The 7361-nt window shown below is 64.0% G+C and carries 6 protein-coding genes; 3 read left to right on the top strand and 3 right to left on the bottom strand.

Annotated features, from left to right (window positions below; all coding sequences use genetic code 11):
* From AC1DVN_RS02945 to AC1DVN_RS02935, 3 genes are all read left to right on the top strand, one after another.
* On the top strand, positions 1 to 114 hold a 114-nt coding region (locus AC1DVN_RS02945), incomplete at its 5' end, for a hypothetical protein (RefSeq protein ID WP_141695849.1).
* Positions 115 to 214: 100 nt separating this feature from the next.
* Entirely contained in the window at positions 215 to 577 is a 363-nt protein-coding gene (locus tag AC1DVN_RS02940; RefSeq protein WP_020908283.1) for a DUF3817 domain-containing protein, read from the top strand.
* 105 nt (positions 578 to 682) lie between these two features.
* Positions 683 to 1579 (top strand): co-chaperone YbbN, encoded by an 897-nt coding sequence (locus AC1DVN_RS02935; RefSeq protein WP_060939690.1) that lies wholly within the window; start codon positions 683 to 685, stop codon positions 1577 to 1579.
* Positions 1580 to 1597: 18 nt separating this feature from the next.
* Here the strand turns inward: AC1DVN_RS02935 and AC1DVN_RS02930 are convergent, their stop codons facing one another.
* The 3 genes from AC1DVN_RS02930 to AC1DVN_RS02920 are packed head-to-tail and all read right to left on the bottom strand — an operon-like array spanning position 1598 to position 7271.
* Entirely contained in the window at positions 1598 to 3046 is a 1449-nt protein-coding gene (locus AC1DVN_RS02930) for a neutral zinc metallopeptidase (RefSeq protein WP_020908281.1), read from the bottom strand.
* Positions 3046 to 5247 (bottom strand): 1,4-alpha-glucan branching protein GlgB, encoded by a 2202-nt coding sequence (glgB, locus tag AC1DVN_RS02925; RefSeq protein WP_477993370.1) that lies wholly within the window; start codon positions 5245 to 5247, stop codon positions 3046 to 3048. The genes AC1DVN_RS02930 and glgB overlap by 1 nt, the downstream gene beginning before the upstream one ends.
* Positions 5247 to 7271 (bottom strand): alpha-1,4-glucan--maltose-1-phosphate maltosyltransferase, encoded by a 2025-nt coding sequence (locus AC1DVN_RS02920; protein ID WP_400823674.1) that lies wholly within the window; start codon positions 7269 to 7271, stop codon positions 5247 to 5249. The genes glgB and AC1DVN_RS02920 overlap by 1 nt, the downstream gene beginning before the upstream one ends.
* Positions 7272 to 7361: the final 90 nt, after the last annotated feature.

Raw genomic sequence — 7361 nt, 5'->3', positions numbered from 1 at the left:
GCCCTGCACCTCGCCCTCGAACTGCAACGCCGCGGCGGCGGCATCGGCGCAGCCGCACTCTGCGGCGGCGGCGGACAAGGCGACGCACTCATCATCCGCGTCCCCAAGGCTTGAGTGTCTAAATACACCTGAACGAGCGCTCTCGCTCTGCGACGCCCCGTGGTTTTGCTCACACAACTACGGGGCGTCGTAGTTGTTCGGGCACAATGGCCTCATGGCGAACATCTTTGACGTATCCACTCCCGCGAAACGCTTCCGTCTGGTGGCGTGGTGGGAAGCTGTGACCTGGGCGGCCTTGCTGGTTGCCATGTTCTTCAAGTGGGTCCTCGGACACGAAGAAGCGATTCGCATCCCCGGAATGGTCCACGGCACCGCCGGCTTCCTGGTGTTCATCGTTGTTGCTCTGCTGACTGCGTGGTCGCTCAAGTGGGACATCAAGACCACGATCCTTGCGCTGATCTCGAGCGTTCCCCCGTTCGGCACCGTCATATTCGAACGCTGGGCAGTGCGAAACGGCAAGCTCGGTGAGCTGTCCACGGAGTTCGAGGCGTCCAAGGGCAACGCGGCGCTCGTCTGAGTGCTGCATCCCTCTACGTAGCTTCGCGCAACTCGTGACAAACTGGGAGTCGTGACTCGACCAGGTTCCAGGCCCCCCGCGCGTTCGTCCGCAGTTGCTGCCGCCATGAGCGGCGCAGTCGACTTGTCCGCCTTCAAAGAGCGGGCCACGGCCCCACCACCGCCGCGTAACACCAGCGGCGACGGGGCCGTTTCTGCTGTCTCCGGGGCAGTGATCGAGGTGACCGAGGAGAACTTCGAAAGCGAAGTCCTGCTGAAGTCGAGCCAGGTGCCGGTCATCGTCAACATCGGTGGCCGCGCATACGAGCCCTCGGTCGTGTTCACCGAAGTTCTCGAATCATTGGCGGCGCGCGCCGGCGGCAAGTGGATTCTTGCCAACGTCGACGTCGACGTGAGTCCTCGCATCGCGCAGGCATTCGGTGTCCAGTCGGTGCCGACGGTTGTTGCCGTCGCGGCTGGTCAGCCGTTGGCCGATTTTCAGGGCGCTCAGCCAGAGGCGCAGCTCAGCCAGTGGTTCGACGCAGTGCTCCAAGCTGTCGAGGGCAAGTTGAGTGGGCCGGTGTCCGACGGGGACGAACCGGTGGAGGAGGTCGAGGATCCACGCTTCGTGGCCGCTGAAACCGCGCTGGACGGGGGCGATCTCGACGCCGCCATCGCTGCGTACCAGATGATTCTCGACGCCGAACCCAACAATGCGGAGGCCAAGAGCGCTGTCCGCCAGGTGAAGTTCATGGCCCGGGTTCAGGGCGTCGATCCCGAGTCGATCGCGGCCGCGGATGCTGATCCGTCCAATCTCGAACTGCAGTTCGCTGCGGCCGACCTGGAAATGTTCGCCCAGCAACCCGAGGCGGCGTTCGCGCGCTTGATCTCGGTGGTTTCGCGAACTGCCGGCGACGACAAGGCCGCAGCGCGGACGCGCCTGCTCGAGCTGTTCGAACTGTTCGACCCGGCAGAACCGATCGTCATCGCGGCCCGACGTAAGTTGGCTTCCGCTCTCTACTGACGTGTGGACCGGCAGCCGCTACTCCGTGTAGCGGCTGTCGCACACTTCCCGGCCACCCAGTACGCCGGTCCGGAACGCGTCTACGCGTGCAAAACCGCTCGGCACCGTCTCACCGTTGACGTCACTGGCGGCGAGGCCGTCGGTCAGCAGCCCCGATACGGCTTCGTCGAGGTCGCCGGGGGAGAGTGTGACTTGAGCTCCGGACGCCGCAGCGTTGGTGGGACTGAGCGCTGCGGTGATGACGCCGGACAGGCAGGCGGCGCGCAAGGCAGTCTGCGGAGTGTCGAGCGATTGGCCGTTCTCCTTCTGCATCGCGAGGGTGTACCGCGACGCGAGCAGGACGTAGGCGTTGTAGTCACCGGTGATGTTGGTCTGGATCAACTCACGTCGTCCGACGCGACCCGGCGTACCGCGCTCGGCCAGGTCGTCGACGCTGATTCCGATTGTGTTCGTCGACGGGCAGTACGAGACGGGCTCTGTCGCAACGGCGTCGCTGCACCCGGTGTCTGCGCCGGTGAACACGACCTTCGGCGGCTCGGGTAGATCGAAGATTGCTTGGAATGTCTTCACGAACTCGTCGAGCGTTGCCTCGGTGACAGGCAGTTCTCCGGAGTCGTTGCCTTCGGCGAACTGCTGCGGGAGGTCTGCGCGTCGTGACTCGATTTCGTCGGCGTCCATCTTCGCGCAGGCGCCGGCGCCGTCGGTGAAGCCGATCTGAGTGGCGGTGACGCGCTCGAACGCCGAACCATGGTGGCTCTCAGGATCATTAGGGTCTTCGTCGCGGATGGCGACCGCCGAGGCCAACACCTTGTTGAGGCCGTCGGAGGTGTTCATCGTGAAGTGTGCGGCCTTGTCCTCGGCGACGTGCCGCAAGAAGGCACCGCCGAAACAGTCGGCTTGCTGTTCTCGCACCAGGGCCGCATCCCGTTTACCGCCGACGATCCCGGCTTTGCGTTGAACGGCGTGGCCGTACTCGTGCGCGAAGATGAAGGCGACGGCCACTTCACCGAACTTCTCTCGTACCTCGGGCAGTAGCAGTTCGCGATCCCAACCGATGGTGTGATCGATGCTGCAGTACCCGGCGTTGATGAGTTCTTCGGTGGTCTCTTCGCAGAAGTCCGGGCCGTTCGATTCGGTGGGGTCCCACGAGATCAGCTCGTCGACCGGTTCGAAGGGCTTGTCGAACAGAGCCGGGTACTCGGTGGCCCAGTAGGTTTCGATGTCGGTGATGGCATTGGCCGCCAGGGCGTCGATGTCCCCGCCGTCGGTACCGGTGATTGCTCGGTCGGCATTGGGGGCTCCCGGGCGCAATCCGCTGGGGCCTGCTGTTGCGTCGAGTCCGGCGACGCGGAACGGATCGTGATAGATCGAGACGGCGTGCCCGTTCGTTCCGCTGGCACAACCGGCGAGCAGTGCGGCCACTGCGAACAGTGACGACGTGACAATGACTACTCGCCGGCCGACCATCAACGCTCCAGACTTATCCAAATCGCTCCAGCAGCTGGCAGCGCCACCTGTGCGGAGGCTGGCCGACCGTGCCACGAACGCGACGTTGCCGTGACCGCTCCGAGGTTCCCGACTCCGGAGCCGCCATACACCTCGGCATCGGTGTTGAGAATTTCCACCCATCGGCCGGGCTCTGGTAGCCCGACGCGGTAGCTCGAGTGCTCACTGCCCGAAAAGTTGAACAGGCAGGCGACAATCGAACCGTCAGTACCGTAACGCAGAAAACTGAGGACGTTGTTCTCGGTGTCGTTGGCGTCGATCCAGGAGTATCCGCCGGGGGAGGTGTCGAGGGTCCACATCGCCGGATGGCGTCGGTACGCGGAGTTGAGATCTCCGACCAGTCGCTGGACGCCGCGGTGGAGAGTGCCGGTGTACTGATCGTCGAGTTGCCACCAGTCGAGGCCGCGTTCTTCGGACCATTCCGCGCTCTGACCGAACTCCTGTCCCATGAACAGCAGTTGCTTGCCCGGATGCGCCCACATGTACGCAAGCAGTGAGCGCAGGCCGGAAGCCTTGGCGAAGTCGTTGCCGGGCATCCGGGTCCACAGAGTTCCCTTGCCGTGCACCACTTCGTCATGGCTGATCGGTAGCAGGTAGTTCTCACTCCACGCGTACATCAGCGAGAAAGTGATCTCGTGATGGTGGTAAGTCCGGTGCACCGGGTCGTGACCGAGGAACCCGAGGGTGTCGTGCATCCACCCCATGTTCCACTTCATGTTGAACCCGAGGCCACCGACATTGGTCGCCCGCGTGACTCCGGGCCACGCCGTCGACTCCTCGGCGACGGTGACGACTCCTCGGTGGTTCTTGTGGACGGTGGCGTTCATCTCCTGCAGGAACGCAACAGCTTCGAGATTCTCGCGGCCACCGTGAATGTTGGGAGTCCATCCACCTTCCGGACGTGAGTAGTCCAGGTACAGCATCGATGCGACGGCGTCGACGCGCAGTCCGTCGATGTGGAACTCCTCGAGCCAGAAGAGCGCGTTGGCGACGAGGAAGTTCCGGACCTCGCGGCGACCGAAGTCGAATACGTATGTGCCCCAGTCCAACTGCTCGCCGCGACGCGGATCGGCGTGCTCGTACAACGGCGTTCCGTCGAAACGGGCAAGCGCCCATTCGTCTTTGGGGAAGTGTGCAGGAACCCAGTCGACGATGACGCCTATCCCTGCGGCGTGCAGGTGGTCGACGAACCAGCGGAAGTCATCCGGGGTGCCGAAGCGGGAGGTCGGTGCGTAGTACGAGGTGACCTGGTACCCCCACGATCCACCGAACGGATGCTCGGAGACGGGCAGCAGTTCGACGTGGGTGAATCCGGTTTCGGTGACGTAGACGGCGAGTTGCTCGGCCATCTGCCGGTAGTCGAGTCCCGGACGCCACGATCCGAGGTGCACCTCGTACACGCTCATCGGGGACTGCGAAGGGTCGACACCAGCGCGGGTTTCCAGCCAGGCCGCGTCGTTCCATTCGTGCGAACTGGTGGTCACTCGCGACGCCGTCGCCGGCGGTACCTCGGTACCGAATGCCATGGGATCGGCCTTGTCGCGAACCGAGCCGTCGTGGCCGTGGACCCGGAACTTGTACAGCGAACCGACTGCGATGTCGGGCAGGAAGAGTTCCCAGACCCCGGTGGAGCCGAGGACTCGCATGGGGGCGAATTGCCCACTCCACCCGTCGAAGTCGCCGACGACGGTCACGCCGCGGGCTGCCGGAGCCCAGACGGCGAACGAGGTGCCGTCGACGGGTCCGTCCGGTGTCTCGTACGAACGCGGATGTGCGCCGAGGATGTCCCACAGTCGTTCGTGCCGACCTTCGCCGAACAGGTGAAGGTCGAGTTCACCGAGAGTCGGCAGGAATCGGTAAGGGTCGGCTGCGAGAACCGTGTGGCCACCCGGGTACGTCACGGAATAGCGATAGTCGATCAGGTCGGGGTAGGGGACCAGGGCCGCGAATATTCCGTTCGAAACATGTTCGAGAGGAAAGGTTTTGCCGCCGATGACGGCACTGACGGACTCGGCGTTGGGACGCAACGCTCGAAGAACGGTGCCGTCGGCGTGGGGATGGGCGCCGAGGACACTGTGCGGATCGTGATGTTCACCGCTCGCCAACAACTCCAGATCGTGATTGTCCGGCGCGATACCCGAAGGGGACTTTTCGGTTGGCATCACTTGCCTCCACCTGCGCGGTGCGCATTGCGTGCTTGGTAGGCCAGAGAGATCCGGGCCGGATACGGAACGGGTGGGAGCGCGAGGATGTGCGCCACCGAACGCCAGGGCTCGAGGCGGACGAAATTGGCCTGGCCCCAATTGAACTGCTCACCGGTAACCTCGTCGAGCACGGTCATGTGGTCGTGCCATTCGCGTCCGAGCGCCGGCATGTCCAACCAGACGGTGCCCTCTTCTGCCGCGAACGGGTTGAGGTTGATCACCGTCAGGACGGCGTCGCCGGTCGAGGCGTCGAACTTCGAGTAGGCGATCAACGCGTCGTTGTCGATGTGGTGAAAGTGCAGGTTCCGCAACTGCTGCAGGGCCGGGTGTGCACGCCGGATGCGGTTGAGAGCGGTGATCCACGGCTCGAGAGATTCGCCTCGCGCGGCTGCTTCGGCGAAACGGCGCGGCCGAAGTTCGTACTTCTCGGAGTCGAGGTATTCCTCGCTGCCGGGGCGAACGGCTTGGTGTTCGTAGAGTTCGTAACCGGAGTAGACGCCCCACGTCGGCGCCAGGGTGGCGGCGAGAGCTGCTCGCAGTGCAAACATTCCGGGCCCACCGTGCTGGAGGGACTCGTGCAGGATGTCCGGTGTGTTCACGAAAAGGTTCGGTCGGGCTTCGTCGGCCTTTGCCGCCAGCTCGTTACCGAATTCGGTGAGCTCCCACTTCGCAACTCGCCAGGTGAAGTACGTGTACGACTGCGTGAACCCGCGCCGGGCAAGGCCGTACATGCGGGCCGGACGAGTGAAAGCCTCGGCGAGGAACAAGACGTCGGGGTCGGTTTTCTTGACTTCCGAGATGAGTGTTTCCCAGAAGTTGGGCGGCTTGGTGTGCGGGTTGTCGACACGAAAGATCTTGACTCCGGCGTTGATCCAGTGGCGGACCACGCGCAGGATTTCCTTGTCCAGACCGCGAGGATCGGTGTCGAAGTTGATCGGGTAGATGTCCTGATACTTCTTGGGCGGGTTCTCGGCGTAGGCGATGGTGCCGTCGGGAAGGACGTTGAACCACTCCGGATGCTTCTGAGCCCATGGATGATCCGGGGCGCACTGCAGCGCGAGATCCAGTGCCACTTCGAGATCCAGCTTGCGGGCCGCAGCGACGAAGGCCTTGAAGTCCTTGAGCGTGCCGAGTTGGGGGTGAACAGCGTCGTGCCCGCCGTCGGCAGAGCCGATCGCCCACGGCGAACCAACGTCGCCGGGTTCGGGGGTGAGGGTGTTGTTGCGACCCTTGCGGTTGATCTCGCCGATGGGATGGATCGGCGGAAGGTAGACGACGTCGAAACCCATTGCGGCGATGCGGGGCAGGTCTTCGGCAGAGGTACGGAACGTGCCGTGCTGCGGTACTCCGTTCTCGTCCCATCCACCGGTCGAACGGGGGAAGAACTCGTACCAGGAGCCGAACAGCGCACGGCTGCGATCGACGACGACAGGGTGGGACTCGCCCTTGGTGACCAGTTCGCGAAGCGGAGTAGCGCGGAGCAGTTCGGCGACGTCGGAGGCGAAGGCCGGAGCGACGCGAGCAGTCAGCGCCTGATCGCTGCGCAGCGACGCCGTGACGGCCTCGAGCCTGGACCTGTTGCCCCGCGGCACTTCGTGCGCGGCCAGTTCGAACAGGCGCGCACCGATTTCCAGGTCGTTGGCCAACTCGGCCGCCCCTTGCCCGACGGCGAGCTTTGCTTCCACGGCGTGCTTCCAGGTGGCGATGGGATCGCTCCACGCCTCGATCCGGAACGACCACATACCTTCGGCGGACGGCGTGAACACCGCGTCGACGGTGTCCGGTTCGGTCCCGGGATCCATCGGAATGCGCAGCGGCTTGGTACCGCGCGGACCACGCACGACAAGAGTGGCGGAAATGGCGTCGTGGCCTTCTCGCCACACCGTGGCGTGCACCGGGAAGACTTCACCGACCACGGCCTTTGCCGGATAGTTACCCGAGATCTCGGGTACCACGTCGTCGATACCGAGGCGTCCTGACACGGGAAGCTCCATTTCTGATGATGGATCGCGGTAAAACTTTCTTTCGCCGGGTTCAACCGTAGTGGGTGCGACGCTGGAGTGCTGATAACG

The sequence above is a fragment of the Rhodococcus sp. P4_E4 genome, from assembly GCF_056401575.1.
Note: the sequence above shows the minus strand (reverse complement) of the source record. Positions and strands in the feature narration are given on the sequence as shown.